Source organism: Corynebacterium ihumii (assembly GCF_028609825.1).
Lineage (GTDB): Bacteria > Actinomycetota > Actinomycetes > Mycobacteriales > Mycobacteriaceae > Corynebacterium > Corynebacterium afermentans.
In genome coordinates this window covers 570,566-589,377 of record NZ_CP063190.1, presented here as the reverse complement: position 1 = coordinate 589,377, position 18,812 = coordinate 570,566, and the positions used below count along the sequence as shown (strand labels likewise).

The window sequence follows — 18,812 nt, the reverse complement described above, 5'->3', positions numbered from 1 at the left end:
TCGGGCGTTTATGTGATTATCGCCTGTCGCCGTAACCGGCAACGTGGAGTTACTATACATACACCAACTAATAGCGCCAAACCTCCTGCTCAAAGGAGGTTTGGCGCTATCGTTTTGTGCTCGAGTGGCGCGCGTGCGCGGATCGTGCTTACTGGGCCCGCTGGTACTGGGCCACGGCGCGGTCCAGCTGGTCCAGGGCGCGGCCGTACTCCTCGAAGGAGCCGTCGCGTGCGCTCTCCAGGTTGCGCAGGGCGTCGTTGACGTTGTTCATCGCCTCGTCCTTGTTCACCTGCGGAGCGTCCTGGCCATCCTCCGGCTGGGTCTCGCCTTCCGGCTTCGCCTCCTGGTTCTCACCTTCCTGCTTGGTGTCCTTGTTCTCGTCCACAACGTCGATGTCCTGGGCGGCCTCCGAGTGGATGCCAACCTGGTCTAGCGCCTGGGAGATCGTCGGAGCGTAGCCCACCTGGCCGCGGTAGAACACCAGCACGCGCAGCAGCTTCGGGAAGGCGGATGCCTGGTCCTTGCGCTGCGAGTAGATCGGCTCGATGTAGAGGATCTCGCCGCCACCCACCGGCAGGGTGAGCAGGTTGCCGTTCTTCAGGTCGTTGGTGCCCTCCCACAGCGTGCGGTCGCGGGCAACCTGGTCGGAGGACATCAGGGCGTCCTGCGCCTGCTTCGGGCCCTGGGTCTGCTTGTTCGTCGGCAGCACGCGCACGGTGATGTCGCCGTAGGTCTCCGGGTCGGAGGACACCGCCATGTGCGCGGACAGGAACTCGCGGTTCAGGCCGCGGAACGGGGTGATCAGCTGGAACGACGGCTTGTCGGTCTCCGGGTCTGCTGCCACGACGTAGTACGGCGGCTGGTTCAGCTGTCCGCGGCCCTCAGGCGCGGTCGGGTCGTTCGGCACGGACCAGAAGGCGTCGTTGTTGAAGAACACGCCCGGGTCGTCCACGTGGTAGCGCGCCAAAAGGTCACGCTGGACCTTGAACAGGTCCTCCGGGTAGCGCAGGTGCTCGCGCAGAGAATCCGAGATGTCAGACTCCGGGCGCACCGTGTCCGGGAAGATGCCCTGCCACGCCTTGAGCACCGGGTCGGTTTCGTCGAAGGCGTAGAGCTCCACGGAGCCGTCGTAGGCGTCCACGGTGGCCTTGACGGAGTTGCGGATGTAGCCGACGTTGTCGGTGATCAGACGCTGGGTGGTGCCGTCCGGGTTCAGCGCATCCTGCGTGGTGTCCTGCAGGGAGTTGCGCGTGGAGTACGGCAGCTGGGAAAGCGTGGTGTAGCCGTCCACGATCCACTTCACGCGGCCGTCCACCACGGCCGGGTAGGTCTTGGAGTCCGTGGTCAGCCACGGGGCGACCTTCTCCACGCGGGTGCGCGGATCGCGGTCGTAGAGCACCTTCGAGTCGCCGCCGACGCGGTCGGACAGCAGGAAGTTCAGCTCCTGGTATTTCACCGTGTAGGCGAGACGGTTGAAGATGTTGCCGATGTCCACGCCACCCTTGCCGTCGTAGGTGTAGGTGGAGTTGTCCGTGTCGTACTCCACCGGGCCCTGGCCGGTCTCGCCCACAATGGCGTAGTCCAAGCCGTCCTCGGCAGAGGCGATCACCGGGCCGTAGTAGATGCGCGGCTCGTCGACCTTGATGCCCAGCTCCTCCGCGTCCTCGGAGGCCTTGGCGGCGGCGTTGGACTGTAGGTCGGACACGGTGAAGATCGGCAGGCCGCCGCGGGTGGAGCCGGCGTCCTGCGCCGCCTCGTCCACGGTGTTGGCCTGCGCGGCCACAAAGCCGTTGCCGTGGGTGTACACGGTGTGGCGGTTAATCCAGTCGAGCTGGTTTTCACTCAGCGCGTTCGGGTTCATCTCACGCGCGGCCACCACGTAGTCGCGCATCTCGCCGTCCACCTGGTAGCGGTCCATGGCCAGCTGGTCCGGGAAGCCGTAGAAGTTACGCAGCTGCTGGTTCTGGGTAAAGGTCGGAGAGATGATCTCCGGGTCCAAAAGGCGCAGGTTGGAAATCGTGGCCGCGTCAGAGGCGACGTCGGAGTTGGAGGTGTTGCCAGCGCCCCAGTTATCCAGGTAGGTCACGTTGTCGTCCGTAAGCCCGTACGCCTCACGGGTGGCCTCGATATTGCGGCCGATGTACTCGTACTCCTTGGCCTGGCGGTTGGGTTTGACGGAGAACTGCTCCATCAGCGCCGGCCAGACGTTGCCCACCACCAGAGACGACAACAGCATCAGCACGGTGGCCATGACCGGCACGCGGAAGTCACGGTAGACGATGGAGGCGAAAAACGCCGCGGCCACCAAAACTGCAATGACGGTGAGGATGATCTTCGCCGGCAGCATGGCGTTGACGGTGGTGTAGGACGCACCGGTGAAGATGTCGTTTTCGCTGTAGAGCAGGTAGTAGCGCTCCAGCCAGTAGCTCACAGCCTTCAGCAGCATCCACAGGCCAGCGGTGACGGCGAGCTGGATGCGCGCGTTTTTGCTGATGTGACCGGAGATGCCGGAGACCTTGTTGCCAATGCGGATGCCGCCCAGCAGGTAGTGGCCTACCGCCGCGACCAAAAACGCCACCAGAAGCAGCATGGAAAGCGTGTCCACCACCGCGGAAATGCCGGGCAGGGTAAACGCGTAGAAGCCCAGGTCCTTGCCAAACTGCGCGTCGGTGGAGCCGAACTCGCCGCCGTTGAACCAGAGCATGAACACGCGCCACATGCGCTGGCCGGCCAGGCCGGACAGGATGGCCACGACAACCGGCACCCACACCAGCATGCCGCGAACGGACTGCTGCACCTGCTGGCGGTACTGCGCGGCCTGGTCGAACGGCGCGGCCTGCTCCTGGGGTCTGCCGCGCCACGCCAGTCGGGCGGCAATCCAGGTGATCGCGCCGCCGAGCAGCGCAAAGATGATAAACAGCACCACGCGGACCAGGATCACGCGGTTAAACACGCCCCTAAAGTCCACCTCCCCGAACCACAGGAAGTCGGTGTACAGCCCGACTGCCATTGGCAGGAGGAAAAGAATGAGGCCCAAGACACCGATGGTGGTCATTAACCCCGTGTTCGGTTTCTTGGCGCGTGGTTGTGGCCGATTGAGGCGGGTAGCCAAGCCTGCTCCTTAGGAATTAGTGTGTGCAACGCAGTTAATCTTCAAGCTTAAATAATCCAACGTCAAACTTGCCCGGAGGGTTCCCGTGCGCGAACAGCAAGCGTTAAATAAGGCCATGATGGAGGCCGTCGAGTTCGTCCACGCGGAGGGGTGGGACGCTCCCCCGACACTGTTCGGCCTGGTACCCACGCAGTTGCTTGTCGACGAGCTGGGCCACCTCGACGACTCTTCCCCGTTAACACTGGTGGTCCAAGACCTCCCAGAGCACATCCTGCCCGGCTCCGAGGAACTGGGCGAGTACGTCTCCCGCATCGCCTGGCCGCGCGAAGTCCAAGGCGTGATCTTGGCGCAGGAGATCGTGTTCAAGGACGCTTCCGCCGGCGAGGCCGCCGAGCCGCGCCCGGCGCGCCTGTTCTCCGGCGTGCTGCGGGAAGAAGACATCGACCAGACGCTGCTGCAGCTGCGCCTGACCGAGGATGAGTTGGAGGAGCGCGGCGCGTTCGCCCAGGACGACATCGAGCTACGCGGCGGGCCCGGCGTGGCCCCGGGTGTAGTGGCGGCGCTGCGCTACGGCCTCGAGCAGGACCCGGACGAGCTGGTTTAGTATGTCAGTTGTGTCTACTTCCCGCCCCTGGTCCCGCTCCGTCTCCATCATCGCCGCCGCCACCGCCGCAGCGCTCACGCTTACGGCGTGCTCCAACGATTCCGACTCCGAGGATCCCGATACCCGCGCGCCGGAGATCACCTCCACGGAGACGCCGCCGAGCGAGCCGGAGCGCACTGACACCGAAACCGGCGCGGGCACCGAGACTGGCTCGGCGACGGTGACATCGACGCAGCGCTCTACCCCTGCCACGTCGGCCCCTTCGGCTACGTCCGCAGCGTCGTCTGTGTCCTCGTCGAAGAAGACTGCTGCGGGCACGGCGGATGCGACGTCGACAAGCGGAAAGAAGCAGGAAGCTGACGCGCTGGCGGAAGTGCGCGAACGCTTCTCCACGTTGGCCCCGGAAGAGTTCTTCGACCAGTTCGACGACTGCGCGGCGGGCGGTTTGAGCGGCTCCTTCGACTGCTCCGGCGAGGGCATCGGCCAGTTCCAATTCTTCGACTCCGACTCCAAGGCCGCCTCGACAACGCAGCTTCTCACCGAGCTGCGCTCCTCGCGCGTGGTGGAAGACAACGGCGACCGCGTGGTGGGCTGGTCCACGCTCGGCACCTCCGCGATCATCACCGTGGTGGACAACGAGGCCGGTCAGGTGATGCAGCAGCTGATCTCCACCGAGCAGGATGATCCGCGCCAGCGTATCTACGACTTGGGGCTGGCCAAGCAGTAACTACTCGCAGGCGGGCACATCAGCACCCGCGGCGAAATCCTCCATCGCCTCGACGGCCTCGGCGAGGTTGTCCACCTTCGCCACCGTCATGTGCTCCGTGGCCACGCGTTTGACGGCGTCGCAGTTGCCGGCGGGCGCTAGGAAGAGCTCAGCGCCGTCGTCCTCTGCGGCACGGATCTTGTGGGTGATGCCGCCGATGGGGCCGACCTTGCCGTCCTCGTTGATCGTGCCGGTGCCTGCGACATACTTGCCGCCGTTGAGCGCGCCCGGGGTGAGCTTGTCAATGACGGCGAGCGAGAACATCATGCCCGCGCTCGGCCCGCCGATGTCGTTGAGGTTGTAGTTCACGCTGATGCCGCCGGCCGGCTCGGAAGTCATGAGGATGCCCAGCATGGGCTGGCCCTTCTCGTGCGGGTTCTCCCCCAGCTCCACCGCCTCGGTGCGTTCTTCGCCGTTGCGCTCGACGGTAATCTCGATCGTCTCGCCGGGGGTCTTGGCGCGCACAGCATCCTGGACTTCCTGCGGCGTTTCCACGTTTTCACCAGCAATAGCGGTGATCAGGTCCTCCGGCTGCAGCACCCCCTCGGAGGCGCTGCCTTCCATCACGTCGTGCACCACCACCGTGGTGGGACGGTTCAGGTAATGCATGGCCGCCACCGTCGCAGACGCCTCGGAGGCGACAAACGCCTGCTGGTTGACCTCACGCACCTGATCCTCGTCCAAATCCGGCGGCATGATCTGCTCCACCGGCACGATCGTGTCGTCCGTGGCAACCCAACGCCCCAGCGCCTGGCCGAGCGTCATGTTCGTGCGCACGGACACGGTGGTCATGTTCAACTTGCCGCCGGTGTCCAGCGTCTCCGCGCCCTCGATGTCCACGACGGGCTCGCCGCCGACCTCGCCGAGCGTGTCAAAGGTGGGCCCCGGCCCTTCCGCCGCGTACGGCACTGTCAGGCGGATATCGGTGCCCGGGATGTGGTCCGCGGTCAGTGCACCTGCCAACAGCACGACGGGGATGGACCCCCAGACCAGGGTCGACCACCGCCGGTTCCGTGCTTCACGCGCTTTGGACATGGGCGCAGATTCTAGCGCAGGAGGCGCTTGACACTGTTGCTGGCTCTCAGCGAACCCATGAGCGTTGTGCCTGACTGTATTCTGGCTGGCATGACTAACGGATTCGGCTTTTCCTTTCCTAACGACTCGAACGATGACGGCGAAGGCGACGGCAACAATCGGGGCGGCGACGGAAACGGCCGCGGCAACGATAACGGTCGCGGTGACGCGAACAACCCGTTTGCCGCATTCGGCTTCGGCGGGGGCCAGCCCGGCGGAGGCGGCTTAGGCGACGTGTTTAACCAGCTGGGCCAGATGCTCTCCGGCATGGGCTCGTCCATGAACGCCCAAGCGTCGGGCGACGCGGTGAACTTTGAACTCGCCGCGCGCATGGCACGCCAGCGCATCGCCGGTGCAAGCCCGGTCTCCGAGGCGGACACCCGCGCGGCGGAAGAATCCCTGCGCTTAGTGGAGCTGTGGTTAGACGAGGCCACGGACCTGCCCGCAAGCGGCGCGAAGGCGCAGGCGTGGAACGCCGAGCAGTGGCTGAACCAGACCATGCCGATGTGGAAGCGACTGGTCAACCCCGTTGCGGAGCACATGAACCGCGCCCAGCTGGACTCCATGCCGGAGCAGGCCCGGGAGATGATGGGCCCGATGGCCGGGATGATGAACCAGATGAACTCCATGCAGTTCGGCATGAAGCTCGGCCACGCGCTGGGGGATCTGGCGCAGCAGGCGCTGACCGGCTCCGACTTCGGCCTGCCCGTCGCCCCCGCCGGCACCGCCGCGATACTGCCGCGCAACGTCACCCAGATTTCCAAGGGACTGGACCTGGCCGGCCAGGAAGTGATGGTCTACATCGCCGCCCGCGAGGCCGCGCGCCAGCGCCTGTTCCGCCACGTGCCGTGGCTGGTGGAGCGCATCGTCTCCTCCGTGGAGGAATACGCCGCCGGTTTGGAGATCGACACCTCCCACATCGAGGACATCGCCCGCAACCTCAACCTGGAAGGCGGCGACCCGCAGCAGATCCAGGAGGCGCTGCAGAACCTGCAGGGCGAGGATCTCTCCCCGCGCGTGGGCACCCGCAACGCCGGCGCCACCTCCCGCCTGGAGACGCTGATCGCCTTGGTGGAAGGTTGGGTCGACGTCGTGGTGGCCGAGGCTCTCGGCGAGCGCATCCCGTCCACCCCGCAGCTGGCGGAGGCGTGGGCGCGCCGCCGCGCCACCGGCGGCTCCGCCGAGCAGGCATTCGCCAACATCGTAGGCATCGAGCTGGGCGCGCCGCGCACCCGCGACGCCGCCGAGCTGTGGCGCCGCATCGACACCGCCGTGGGCACCAAGCGCCGCGACCAGGTGTGGAACCACCCGGACTTCCTGCCGTCCGCGGAACACCTGGACAACCCGGCCGCGTTCATCGACACGCTGCTTGACGACGCGCCGGACACCGACTTCGACGACGAGTTTGCCAAGCTCGAGCAGGAGCTGCGCGACAACCCGGAGCTCAAGCGCGAAGACGGCGACGGCAAGGACGACGGTCGCGAGGACGGCACGGAACTTTAAGGGCGGTCCTCACCCGAAGCGCTGGTATGCCTCCAGGTAGCCGCGTGCGCGCTCCGCGTACGGCACCTTGTCCGCCCACTCGTAGAACTCTTTGCTGTGGTTCGGGATGAACGTGTGCGTCAGCTCGTGCACGATCACCGCGTCCAACACGTAATCCGGCACCTGCTTTAACCGGTCGCTGATCCGAATGTCGCCGGTGGACACCGTGCAGGAACCCCACCTCGATCGCTGGTTGGACACCCACCTGATTGAGCCGAGGCGCGCCTGGCCGTCCAGGACGTGCTTATTCAGGGAATCGGCGCGCGTGCGCAAGGAGACGTCGTCACGCGGGCGCGCCTTTGTCTTGCGCTCGAGCTTGGCCAGCATCTCGGCCACCGCCTCGCGCTCTTGCACGTTAGTGAAGTGCGCGGGGATGCGGATCTCCGCTACACCGCCCACCAGCCGCGCCTGCACCGAGCGCGTCCTGCGCGCCGAGCGGATCACGCGGTACGGCGTCGAATTGTTCTGTGTTTGCCTGCCAGCCATGGCAATGCATTGTAGGATCCCGCATCGGGGGTGGATACAGGGATGATCAACGACAACACGCGGGTGAAACTCGCCCACGGCGCGCACCCGTTTCTGCGCGCAGACAACGTCATGCAATTCGGCGCCGACGCCACGCGCACGGGCCTGGTAACCACCGAGCACGCCAAGGACGTCGCGGCGCTGTTGGGGGTGCTCATGCGGCCGCGGAGGCTGGGCTGGGTGGTGGAGCAGCTCGCCTCGCTCATCGGCGCCGAGGCAGCCCGGAGCCTTACGGACGACTTGCTCAGCTACCGGGTGCTCGTGCCAGCCGCCAAGCCCGAGGTGCTGCTCGTCGGCCATGGACGGCTGGCGGCGGCGGTGACTGCCAGACTGCGTGAATGCGGGTTAGATGTGCGCACGCAAGCGCGCAACGAGGCTCTGTCGAAGTTCCTCCTGCACAGCGAGAAGTGGGTGCCGGTGGCGGCGGTGAACACCACCGCCCAACTCGGCGAGCTCGCCGCGCTGACCCGGCAGCGCCAAGGCGCGGTGCTGCCGGTGACGCAGGTGGACGCGCGCGTGGTGGTGGGCCCCGTGTGCGCCCGCCCTGGCCCGTGCCCTTTGTGCGTGCGCCTCTACCTTCTGGACCGGGACCCGAACTGGCCCGTGGTGGAGCAGCGTGCGCCGCTGAGCGTGCAGGGCGATCCCGTCCCAGCCGCGGCCGGCGCTGCTTTTGCCGCGGTGGCGCTGCGGCGTTTGGCGGGCGTGCCGGACCCGCCCGGGGTCTCCGCGCCGAAGCCTGGTGCCGGGGTGCTCACGGTGGTCGACCCGTTCGCGCCGACACCCGTGTCCACGGCGACGCTGCCGCCCCACCCGGACTGCGCCATGTGCTTCTAAGCTTCAGGACGCCTCCGGACGCCCCCTTACCGGAACTGCCCCAGCACCTCGAGCACGCCGGCGCCGTAGTTGTCCACCTTCACCGGGCCCACGCCGGAGACTCCGAGCAGCTCGCGCTCGTCGGCGGGCATGGCCTCCGCGATAGACATCAGCGTCGCGTCGGTGAACACCACGAACGCCGGCTGGCCCGCTGCACGCGAGACGTCCAGGCGCCAGCGCTTCAGCGCAGCGTAGACGGCCTCGTCGAAACTCGGCTCGCACTCCTCGTGGCGGCCCAGGGACTTCTCCGCGGGCGTGCCCAGCTGGTTGCCGCACACCCGGCAGCGCTTCGCGCGCTTGAGCCGCTGCGGGGATTGCTCCACCTTCAGCTCCGGCACCAGCCCGTCCAAGAAGCGCGAGCGGGTGCGGTTTTTGTGCCCGCCCTCCTGGCGCGCCAGCGACCACGACATGTGCAGGTGCTCGCGCGCGCGGGTCACGCCGACGTAGAACAGGCGGCGCTCCTCCTCGATCTGCTCGTCGCCCGCCTTGAGCGCGTGCGAGATCGGCAGCGTCTTTTCCACCAACCCCACCAAAAACACCGCGTCCCACTCCAGGCCCTTCGCGGCGTGAAGGCTGGCCAGAGTTACCCCGTCCACGGCCGGGGGCTGCTTCGCCTCGGCGCGGCGGCGCAGCGACCCCAGCACCTCCCCCATGGTTGATGCCTCGCGGGTGCGCACGATCTCCTCGATCAGATCCACCAGCGCGCTCAAGGACTGCCAGCGCTCGCGGGCCTTCGCGCCCTCCGGTTCCTCCGGGGTCAGCCCCAGCGGGGCGAGCGCGGCACGCGCAATGCGCACCGGATCATCCGGCAGGTCCGTGCGCTTCGAGGCGCGCAACAGCTGCGCGAACGCCTCCCGGATTTCCGCGCGCTGGAAAAACCCCTCGCCGCCGCGGACCTGGTAGACAATCCCCTCGTCCGCAAGTGCGGCTTCAAACGCGGCGGACTGCGCGTTGATGCGGTACAAAATGGCGATTTCGCGGGCAGCGACGCCGTCGTTAAGCAGCTTGCGCACCTTCTGCGCCACCGCCCGCGCCTCCGCGGGCTCGTCGTCGTAGCCGTTGAACTGCGGCTCCGGGCCGTGGCCGCGCATGCCTTCAAGCTGCAGGCGGGTGCCCGCGATGCGGCCGGTGGCTTTGCCGATGACGGTGTTGGCCAGCTCCGTGATCTCCACGGTCGAGCGGTAGTCGCGCTGCAGCTTCACGACGGTCGCGTGCTCGTACGTGCGCGAGAAGTTCAAAAGGTAGTCCGGGGTCGCGCCGGTAAAGGAGTAGATGGTCTGGTTGGCGTCGCCGACCACCGTCAGGTCGTCGCGGGTGCCCAACCATGCCTCCAGCACCCGCTGCTGCAACGGGGTGACGTCCTGGTACTCGTCCACCACGAACGACTGGTACTGCGCGCGAAACTCCTCCGCCACCGCGGGCGCGTTCTCAAGTGCGCCGGCGACGTGGATGAGCAGGTCGTCGTAATCGATCAGCATGCCTTCCGGGCTGGTCTTCGCCTCCTCGTAGAAGCGGTAGACCTGGGCGACCTTCTGCGCGTCCGCTGGTGGTGTGCGCGGGGAATCGGCGATGCGCTGCACGTAGTCCTCCGGGCCGATGACCGAGGATTTCGCCCACTCGATCTCGCTGAGCAAATCGCGCACCATTTCCTTGCCGGTGTCCAGGCCTGCGGCGCGGGTTGCGCGGGCGACGATGGGGAACTTGTTGTCCAGCACCCGCCACGGCAGATCGCCTGCAATCTGGGGCCAGAAGTACTGCAGCTGGCGCATCGCCGCGGAGTGGAAAGTGCGCGCCTGTACCCCGCCGATGCCCATGGAGGTGAGGCGGTCGCGCATCTCGCCGGCGGCGCGTTTGGTAAACGTCACCGCCAGCACCCGGTTCGGTGCGACCTGGCCGCGGTCGATCAAGTTAGCTATGCGGTAGGTGATCGTGCGGGTTTTGCCCGTACCCGCGCCGGCGAGGATGCACACCGGCCCGCGCGGCGCTTCCGCCGCCACACGCTGGTCTTCATCCAGCACGCTGAGGTCTATCGCCATGGGTGTGCTCCTTCCGGGGTGGGTGTGTTCGGGATGCCCGCCCAGTAGTCGATGAGCGCGCGGGCGATGGTGCCCTCCGCGGCGAGCGTGAGGGAATCCAGCTCGTAGCGGCTGGCCCACACGGTGCGGGTCAGCTCTCCGTCGGTGGGCGCTTGCGCATCGGTATCCGCCGTGCGCGCCGCCATGCCGAGCATGAGCGCGCCGGAGAGCGGCCACGGCTGGGAGCGCACATAGCGCACGTCGCTTACCCGGCGGCCGGTTTCCTCCCACACCTCGCGGGCAAACGCGGCCTCAAGCGTCTCACCGACGTCCACGTAGCCCGCCACCAGGGTGAGGTAGCCGGGGCGGCGGGAGTTTTCCACCAGCAGGATCCGCTCGCCCGCCGGGTCCTCCACCAGGCCGATCACGCACGGGTCCAGCCGCGGGAAGATCGGCCGGCCGGTAGCGCCGCGCGCGACGATGCCGCCTTCGCCCCAGAGCACCTCGGAGCCGTCCGCCGGGTCGAAGCGGGTGCGCTCGCGCGCGTTGACCAAACCGACCGCCCGGGCGGCGAGCGGGTGGCTGGCGTGGGTGCGCGCGTCCCCGGTCGCCCCGGCCGGCCCGGCGAGGTCTGCCGCATCGACGCCGTGCACCCGTGCCGCGGTGACGTTCGGGCTGACGTGCACGTGGGAGGTGATGTCGGTAGTGGCCGGAGGTGTGTGAAAAAGCTTCGGCTCCCCGTCGTCGCCGAGCGGGAAACGCCCGTCAGCATCGATGAGCAGGAACATCCAGCTAATCCCGGTTGGTAATTGCGCCGTTCATGCGCACGTACAGCAACCGGTCGCCCGGCTCCACCGTCTCCGCCTCGGGAGAATCGATGCGGTAGAGCTCACCGGAGCGCACCACACCCAGCACGATGTCCGCAAGGTGGCGGGGGTTTGCGCCGACCTCGTCGTCCGCGATCTGGCGCTCCGCCACGGCGAAGCCTTCGTCCGGGCTGAGCAGGTCCTCCATCATCTCCACCACCGGCGGGGTGACGGTGGCGATACCGAGCAGACGGCCCGCGGTTTCGGAGGAGACGATCACCGAATCCGCACCCGACTGCATGAGCAGGTGCTGGTTCTCGCTTTCGCGGACGCTGGCCACGATCATCGCGCTCGGCGCCATCTCGCGCACCGATAGGGTGATCAGCACGGCCGTGTCGTCCGACGACGGCGCGACGATGACGGACCTGGCGCGGCTGACCGCGGCCACGCGCAGCACGCCCGACTTGGTGCCGTTACCGTGCACGGTGATCAGGCCGCGCTGCTCCGCCACGGAGAGGGCGGCTGGGTCCGGGTCGATGACCACGATCGACGACGGCGACGCACCGCCGGCGATAAGGGCGTCGATTGCGGAACGGCCCTTGGTGCCGTAGCCGATGACAATAGTGTGGTTGCGCACGCTATTCCTCCACTGTTGGATCTGGAGCGTCTTGCGGGAATCCTCCGTCAGCACCGACAACGTGGTGCCGACCAGGAGCATCAGGAAGGCCACGCGGGCCGGGGTGATGAGGAAGATGTTGATGAGGCGGGCCGTCTGCGTCACCGGCGTGATGTCGCCGTAGCCCGTGGTGGACAGCGTCACCGCGGAGTAGTACAGCGCGTCGATGAACGTCAGCGGCTCGGAGTATCCGTCGCGGTCAAGGTAGGCCACGAACGCGATGGCGACCATGAGCAGCAAGGCGTAGCCGAAGCGGCGCGCGATCAGCGACCACGGAGTCGCGCGCTCCGCGGTGGGGATATTCACCACATCCAACAAGCTGTGCACCGGGATCTCGGTGAGGTTGGTCGCGTCTGCGCGCAGCGACAACAGGCTCCGAAGCTTCATCCCTGCCGCTCCTCGCTTTCTCTTGCTATTTCTTCACCGGGCGTACCGGCTCTTGCGCCTCCGAGCATTGTCTCGAGCTGGTCGAGATCCGGCAAGGCGCGGGGCGCGAACGTCTCGCCGGTGCGCACGTAGAAAAATACCGCCCGCACCGGCTTGCCGTCACGTGCGATCCAGCGCCACGCCTCACGGTAGACCGCAAGCTGCAGCTGAGCCGATTCCATCGCGTCGCGACCTGGCTTCTCGCCGGTCTTCCAGTCCACCACGACCCAGCCGTCATCGTCGGCGAACACGGCGTCCATGCGCCCGCGAACGACCGAATCGCCCAGTGCCAGCTCGAAGGGGTGCTCGACGTACTCGGGCGTGCGCCCGGCCCACTCGCTGGCCTCGAAGTTGCGTTTGAGCCGCTCCAGGACGGCGCGGTCCACTTCGGCCTCATCGTTGCCCGGCAGCTCGTCTTCCGTGAGCAGCGGGCGCGCACCGTAGAACTGCTCCAGCCACTCGTGGAACGCGGTGCCGCGCTTGGCGTAGGTGTTCGGTTTAAACGGCACGGGGCGGCGGGCGCGGCGGGCGAACTGCTCCGGGTCCGCCTTCAGCGCCACCACGTCGGAGGCGGTGAGTTCGCCCGGCATGACCACCGGCACGTCTGCGGCTTGAGCGGCGTCGTGCTCCTCGATCAAGGCTGTGGCGTCGCGCTCCCACAGCGAGTACAGCTCGCCTTCGGTGTAGTCCGGCAGCGAGTCCATGGCGGCACGGACCGCTTGAGCGGCCGCGAGGTCGCGTGCCGCAGGCAGGTAGTGGGGCCAGCGTCCGGACTCCGGTGCGGCCGCCTCCTTGTCGCTCGCTTCCTCTGCGATGTCAGGCTCGGTGCCGTCGTCCCAGACCACCACGCACTCTTCGGGCACCCGCTCGCGCATGGCGGCGAAGTGCTCATACGGCTCCGCCTCCCGCGCGACACCTTCGCGGCGGCGCGAGCCGGTGACGAGGAGTTTCTTCCCGGAGCGGGTCACCGCCACGTAGAACAACCGGGCAGCCTCCTCGGCCAGATCCCCGGCGACCTCCTTGAGCCAGGCCTTGCCGGCTTTTTCAAAGTCCGAGCGGTTCTCCACGTCCGCGAATACCGGGTAGACATCCGGGTCGCCGAACGTTTCCGTCGGAAGGAAGCGAGGGAAGGTGAGGAAGGTTTCCGTCTTGGACTTGTACGTTGCCGCGTCCGCGTGCAGCACCGCCACGGTGTCCCACTCCAGCCCCTTGGCCTTGTGCGCGGTGAGGATCTGTACCCGGTCCTCCTTCACCGCCACCGACCCCGGGGCCAAACCGTCCTCGAAGCTGCGGGCGAGTTCGAAAAAGTGCAGCAACCCGTCAAGGCTCGCGCCCGGGTATGCAGCGACCTCCTCGAGCAACCGGTCCAGGTGCACTGCCCCGGTGGCGGAGCCGCGGGCGAGCACTTCGGTGCGGATGCCGAAAACGTGGATGATGTCGGCGAACAGGTCGCTTAGGCGCTTGCCTAGGCTATGGGTGCGCAGCCAGCGCAGCTTCGCCGCGGTGTCCCGCATGCGCGCAAGGCCTTCCTCGCTGTAGCGTTCCGGCTCGCCAAGGTCTGCCAGGGCATCCGTAAGCCCTTCGGGTTTGTCCGAGCTGGCGGAGATTTCCGCGGCGCGGGACACGAGCTCATCCAGCTGGGCGTGCAGATGCTCCGCCGCGTCCGCCGGGGCGGCCTCCGGCGGGGTGTCCAGCGCCGAGCCGTGCAGGTTGTTCGCGCGCGACGCCAGCGCCTGCAGGTCTGCCAGGCCCAGGCCGACGGCCGGGCCGCCGAGGAGGCGCAACGCGGCCGCGGTGTCGTCCGGGCGCACCAGCATCGTGGCGATGGCGACGGTGTCGGCGACCTCCGGGACGTCGAGAAGCCCGGCTAGGCCCACGATCTCGTAGGGCACGCCGCGCTCCTCCAGCGCCGCTGCCAAAAGCGGCGAGTGCCGGTTCTTGCGCACCAGCGCGGCTGCGGAAAGCGCTCGTCCTTCCTGTACTGCCGCCTGGTATTCCTGCGCGAGCGCGTCAGCCACGTAGGCGATCTCCGTGTCCTGGTTCGGGAAGAAGCCCAGGGTGACGTCTCCGGCCTCTGCGGCCGGTCGCGCCTGAAGCGCAGCCACCGCCCGGTTTTCGGCGGTGCCCAGCACCGCGTCGGACACGCCGTTGGCCAGGTGCAGCACCTCGGGCGGGTTGCGCCAGGAGGTGGTCAGCTGCTTTTTCGGAGCCGGCCCTTCAGTCGAGGGGAAATCCTCCACGAACGCGGCCAGGTTGGCCGCGGTGGCGCCTCGCCAGCCGTAGATCGCCTGCATCGGATCGCCCACTGCGGTCACCGTCAGCGGCGGGTCCGCACCCTCACCGAACAGGCTGCGCAGCAGCACACGCTGCGCGTGCGAGGTGTCCTGGTACTCATCCAGCATGACCACGCGGTAGCGGGAGCGCTGCGATGCCCCCACCGTCTTGTGGTCCCGCGCCAGCTTTGCTGCCACGGACATCTGCTCGTTGAACGTGACCACGCCACGGCGGCGCAGCTCCGCCGCCAGCTCCTCCACCAGCGGCAGCATGTTCACGCGCATTTCCTGCTTGGAGCGCCAATTCGTGAGCACCTTGGTGAACTCCACGCGGGCACGCGGGGCCATGGGATAGGACTCGGTTTCTGCGAGGAAGTCGTGCGCGTGCCCGCGCACCCACTCGGGCGAAGCCAGCTCGTTGCCCATTGCCGTGGTCAGCGCCAGCAGGTCCTCCACCACCGTGGACAGCGACGGGTTGGAACCCATCTCCGTGATCAGCCCGCCGGAGTAGTTGACCACCACGTCGGTGGCGATGGCGTGCAGCTCCGCGTCGGTGATCAGCCGGGCGTCCGGCTCCACCGGAACCAACAGGCCGTATTCGCGGATCAGCTCGCCGGCGTACGAGTCGTAGGTGGACACCGAAGGCGCGATCACCTGCAGGTTGTCCGCTAGCTCGCCGGACGGGTCCAGGCGGTGCACCAGATCGGTGTTGGCCGCGAGCGAGCCCAAACGGTCCCGAATGCGCTTGCCCATCTCCTGGGCGGCCTTGCGGGTAAACGTCAGGCCCAACACTTCGTCCGGCCGGGCGTAGCCGTTGGCCACCAGCCACACCACGCGCGCGGCCATGGTTTCGGTTTTGCCGGCGCCGGCACCGGCGACCACCAGTAGCGGGCCGGGCTCTGCGCCGATCACGGCGGCTTGCTGGTCTGTCGGCGGGTACTGCTGACCCAGGTAGCGCGACAGCAGCACGGGAGACATCGGGGTGGGGTTAGACATGGTGGATCGTCGCTCCTTCCGGCTGGACTGGGCACAGCGCTCGCACCGCGCAGCGGTCGCACTGCGGGCCGACCACGGCGAGCAACGTCGGTCCAGCGGTCTCCTCGGGCAGCCCGTCGAGTGCGGCGGCGAGCGCGTCCAGCTCGTCGGCGGTTTTCTTCGCCTGCTCGCGGGTGCTCAGCGTGGTCTTGTTGGCGTTTGGGTACACCAGCACCGCCCCGCCCACGGAAAGCGCATTTGCGCCGTCGCGAGCGGTGACAACCTTGCCGCCGTCGAACTCGCCGTGCGCAAGCGCCAGCTGGTAGGTGGCCAGTTGGGGGTTGTCCGCGGTGGCGTCGACGGTCGGCGGGTACGCGCCCGTTTTCAGGTCCACAATGTGAACCGCACCGCTGCTATCTCGCTCAAGGCGGTCCAGCCTGCCGCGGATGCGCACGTTGTCGCTGACCTGGACGTTCACATCCGCTTCCACGGCGACCTGCTCAAACGCCCCGCGGCTGGCCTGCAGCCAGCCGTGGGCGCGCTCGAGCATGGCCCGGAAGTCCGCGATGTCTCGCTCGACCTTCCACTCCGGGGCGTTATCCGCGGCCCGCCGCGCCGCCACGGTCGCATCCAGCGCCTCGGTGTCGTCCATGCCGTTGCCCAGCGCTTCGAAGTAGGCGTGGGCCATAGCGCCGTAGATCATGTCCAGCGATTCGTCCAGGCCGGACATCCGCTCCAGCACGGCCTGCATGGGGCATGCGAGCAGCTTTTCCACCCGCGACGGCGACAGCGCCGGCGAGACGTCGAGCGGTTCGCTTGTGGAAGGCTCCGTGGTCGTCCACCACTGCGCAGGGTCCGCGCCCAGCACGCCTGCGTCCGCCAATCGTGCGAGTTGGCGCGCCGCCTGGCTGCGCTCTGCTTCGGTGGATGCAGGGTCCACCAGCACGCGGCGGAACTCGGCGATCAGGTCGTCGTGCGCGAGCACGCGCACCACCGCGCTGGCGTCCTCGGCGTCAGCAGCAGTGTCAGTGGTTTGCCCGGAGATCCGGAAGGCGTCCGCGGACGAGCCCGCGATGCGCACCGGGCGCGGTTGCACGCCATAGTCCCGGCAGAATTCCTCCACGAACCTGGATCGCTGCTCCATTTCTTCGCCGTCATCGCTTTCCACGGCGGTGACCAGGAGCTCATCTGTGGCGCGGCTGGTTGCCACGGTAAACAGGCGGCGCTCCTCCACCAACCGCTCGTTGATGTGGGAGACGGGCACGCCGGGGTCGACGTCGTTGTCGATGAGGTCCACCAGGTCTTCCTGGCGGAACAGCGACCCGGTCTCCCCCAGGCTCGGCCAGGTCAGTTCCTGCACGCCGGCCACGACCACGCGGCGGAACTCGCGGCCCACCGCACCGTGGGCGGTAAGCAGTGCGGCGGCGTCCGGGGTGGCGCTTCGGCGGTCGCGCACGCCGGTGGGCAGCTCCTGCTCGGTAATCGAGGCGACGAAGGATTCGATGCCCGCGCTGGGCCTGCGCTCCGTGTGGTCGCCAGCCGCGTCGAACAGCGCCATCACGGCGTCGAGATCCCTGTCCGCCTGCGAACCAGTCGCGCCTCCCCGCAGCGCAGACGCCAGCAGACGGTTAGCCAAGCCCGTGGCGTGCCAGAGTGCCCACAGCACTTCCTCTACCGTGCCGCCGTGAGCAAGCACATCGCGCCCGGCATCGAGCACGTCGCGCACGCGGTGCAAGATGTCCAGCTCGCGGTCCGTGAGCACGGTGCCGAAATCCGGCAGCCCGTCCGGAGTGAGAAGCAGCTCGCGCAGGCTTTCCTCCGCGCGAACCTCCGGCGACCAGCGACGCAGGCCGCGCAGTAACCTGCGCAGCGTCACCGGGTCAGCACCGCCGACGGGGCTCAGCAGCAGGTCGCGCCACTCGGTGGGTTGAAGTTCCTCATACAGCGCGCGCACGCCGAGCAGCAGCGCCGAAACAATGCGCTGCTCCCCCAGCACCAGGTCGGTGGGGTTGAGCGCGACCGGCACCCCCGCGCGCAGCAGCGCGCGCCGCATCGGCTCAAGCAGCGGCGTGGAGCGCACCACCACCGCCATGTCGCGGTACGCCACGCCCTCTTCCAGGTGGGCGCGGCGCAGCGTGTCCGCCACCAGGGAAAGCTCCGCCGCGCTGGACTCTGCGATTGCCGCTGACCGCACTGGCGTCCTGCGGGTGGCCCCGAGGTTGATCACCTCGTGGTCTAGCCCGCCTAAGTCCTGGAAGAATGCCGGAGAGGCACCGCGGAAGCGGAACACGGATTGCTCCAGATCCCCGCCGACGACCCCGAGGTCCGCCTGCTCCAACAACTTTTGCACCAGTGCCGCGGATGCCGGCGCCAGGTGCTGCGCGTCGTCCACTATCACGGTATGCCACGTCCGCGGCAGCTCCACCTCAAGCGCGGCCGCGATCAACTCCGACGCCGACAGGCGGTGCGCGCCGGACAGCGCCATCACCTGCTGGTATTCGCGCAAGAAATCGCCCGAGGCGGACCAGATGCCAATGTCGTGGCGCTGGCCCAGCTCCACCAGATCCTCCGGGCCCTGGCCGCGCTCAATGGCGCGCAACAAAAAGTCCCTCAACTGCCGCGCAAAACCCACCATGGGCAGCGCCGGGCGCAGCTCCTCAGGCCAGGTGCCGCCGCCGTCTTCAGCGTGGCCCTGCAGCAGCTGGCGGATCACCGCGTCCTGCTCCGCGCCGGAGATCAACCGCAGCGCTTCGTCCATCTGCTGGCGCACCAGCGCGAACGCGAGCGAGTGCACGGAGCGCACCACCGGCTCGTCGGAGACAAACCCGGAGGCGGCAAGCGTGTCCGCTAGCTCCGCGCGCAGCCGCGCGCCGGTCTCCTTGGAATCCGTGAGCACCAGCACCCCGCCCGGGCCCTGTTCCGCCTCGCTGCCTGCGTGCCTGCGCATCGCAGCCGCGGCGGTGTTCAGCAGGAAGCTCGACACTCCCGAGCCCGGCTCTCCGGTCACCTTGTACAGGCCTTGCTGGGGCAGCTCAACCGGCCATTCGCGCTGCGTGTCCGGGCGCGTGCGTGGCACGAGGTAGGCATTCGGCTCGAGTACCGCCGGGGGCACGGGAGAGGGTCTGGTGAAAGTCATGCCGTTGAT

Annotated in this window: 12 protein-coding genes; 4 read left to right on the top strand and 8 right to left on the bottom strand. The window is 67.8% G+C overall.

What is annotated here, in order from left to right; all coding sequences use genetic code 11:
- Positions 1-148: 148 nt before the first annotated feature.
- Entirely contained in the window at positions 149-3,112 is a 2,964-nt protein-coding gene (locus CIHUM_RS02915) for a UPF0182 family protein (protein ID WP_074431970.1), read from the bottom strand.
- Between the two features lie 115 nt (positions 3,113-3,227).
- Here CIHUM_RS02915 and CIHUM_RS02910 point away from each other — a divergent pair, with 115 nt between their 5' ends.
- The gene (locus CIHUM_RS02910; RefSeq protein ID WP_051106304.1) at positions 3,228-3,716 is read left to right on the top strand and encodes a PPA1309 family protein; all 489 of its coding nucleotides are present in this window, start codon (positions 3,228-3,230) and stop codon (positions 3,714-3,716) included.
- Between the two features lie 10 nt (positions 3,717-3,726).
- Positions 3,727-4,443, top strand: coding sequence for a hypothetical protein (locus tag CIHUM_RS02905; protein WP_187370371.1), 717 nt, complete (start codon positions 3,727-3,729; stop codon positions 4,441-4,443).
- On the opposite strand, the gene CIHUM_RS02900 is transcribed toward CIHUM_RS02905, so the two are convergent.
- A complete protein-coding gene (locus CIHUM_RS02900) occupies positions 4,444-5,517 on the bottom strand; it encodes a YlbL family protein (RefSeq protein ID WP_034997546.1) in 1,074 nt (357 codons plus the stop codon).
- A gap of 90 nt (positions 5,518-5,607) precedes the next feature.
- Between CIHUM_RS02900 and CIHUM_RS02895 the strand changes: the two genes are divergently transcribed.
- Positions 5,608-7,059 carry a zinc-dependent metalloprotease gene (locus CIHUM_RS02895; protein ID WP_034997544.1) on the top strand — a complete coding sequence of 484 codons (1,452 nt, stop codon included), beginning with the start codon at positions 5,608-5,610 and terminating at the stop codon, positions 7,057-7,059.
- Between the two features lie 9 nt (positions 7,060-7,068).
- Here the strand turns inward: CIHUM_RS02895 and CIHUM_RS02890 are convergent, their stop codons facing one another.
- Positions 7,069-7,584: a M48 family metallopeptidase gene (locus CIHUM_RS02890; protein ID WP_034997542.1), complete on the bottom strand. Its 516-nt coding sequence runs from the start codon at positions 7,582-7,584 to the stop codon at positions 7,069-7,071.
- A gap of 42 nt (positions 7,585-7,626) precedes the next feature.
- Here CIHUM_RS02890 and CIHUM_RS02885 point away from each other — a divergent pair, with 42 nt between their 5' ends.
- Positions 7,627-8,457 (top strand): hypothetical protein, encoded by an 831-nt coding sequence (locus tag CIHUM_RS02885; RefSeq protein WP_034997540.1) that lies wholly within the window; start codon positions 7,627-7,629, stop codon positions 8,455-8,457.
- 26 nt (positions 8,458-8,483) lie between these two features.
- Here CIHUM_RS02885 and CIHUM_RS02880 read toward each other — a convergent pair whose 3' ends face one another.
- From CIHUM_RS02880 to CIHUM_RS02860, 5 genes are read right to left on the bottom strand one after another with little or no spacing between them, the layout of a single operon-like run.
- Positions 8,484-10,532, bottom strand: a complete 2,049-nt coding sequence (locus CIHUM_RS02880; protein WP_034997538.1) for an ATP-dependent DNA helicase UvrD2 — start codon at positions 10,530-10,532, stop codon at positions 8,484-8,486.
- Positions 10,523-11,299, bottom strand: coding sequence for an NAD(+) diphosphatase (locus CIHUM_RS02875; protein ID WP_051106275.1), 777 nt, complete (start codon positions 11,297-11,299; stop codon positions 10,523-10,525). Before CIHUM_RS02875 ends, CIHUM_RS02880 begins: the two co-directional genes overlap by 10 nt.
- A gap of 4 nt (positions 11,300-11,303) precedes the next feature.
- Positions 11,304-12,380 (bottom strand): potassium channel family protein, encoded by a 1,077-nt coding sequence (locus CIHUM_RS02870; protein ID WP_034997537.1) that lies wholly within the window; start codon positions 12,378-12,380, stop codon positions 11,304-11,306.
- A complete protein-coding gene (locus CIHUM_RS02865) occupies positions 12,377-15,688 on the bottom strand; it encodes an ATP-dependent helicase (RefSeq protein ID WP_051106274.1) in 3,312 nt (1,103 codons plus the stop codon). Before CIHUM_RS02865 ends, CIHUM_RS02870 begins: the two co-directional genes overlap by 4 nt.
- Positions 15,681-18,803 carry an ATP-dependent DNA helicase gene (locus CIHUM_RS02860; RefSeq protein WP_034997942.1) on the bottom strand — a complete coding sequence of 1,041 codons (3,123 nt, stop codon included), beginning with the start codon at positions 18,801-18,803 and terminating at the stop codon, positions 15,681-15,683. Before CIHUM_RS02860 ends, CIHUM_RS02865 begins: the two co-directional genes overlap by 8 nt.
- Between the last annotated feature and the right edge of the window lie 9 nt (positions 18,804-18,812).